Origin of the sequence: Shewanella sp. T24-MNA-CIBAN-0130 (genome assembly GCF_040310185.1) — a bacterium.
Lineage (GTDB): Bacteria > Pseudomonadota > Gammaproteobacteria > Enterobacterales > Shewanellaceae > Shewanella > Shewanella psychromarinicola.
On the sequence record NZ_JBEOPP010000353.1, the window covers coordinates 1 to 264 of the forward strand.

Consider the following 264-nt stretch of genomic DNA (forward strand, 5'->3'; position numbering starts at 1 on the left):
GTCTGTATGAATGCATCCTATGTGCGTGCTGCTCAACCAGCTGCCCATCATTCTGGTGGAATCCTGATAAGTTCTTAGGCCCATCAGCATTATTACACGCTTATCGCTTTGTTGCTGATAGCCGTGATGGTGATACGCAAGCACGTTTAGCACGTTTGGACGATCCATTCAGCCTATTCCGCTGCCGTGGTATCATGAACTGTGTTTCAGTTTGTCCAAAAGGCTTAAACCCTACCAAGGCAATCGGTCATCTACGTAACATGC

The 264-nt window shown here is 47.3% G+C and carries 1 protein-coding gene; it reads left to right on the forward strand.

Going from position 1 to position 264, the window contains the following annotated elements:
• The coding region (locus tag AAEZ02_RS22700; protein ID WP_351125340.1) for a 4Fe-4S dicluster domain-containing protein at positions 1–264 on the forward strand (264 nt) is incomplete at both ends.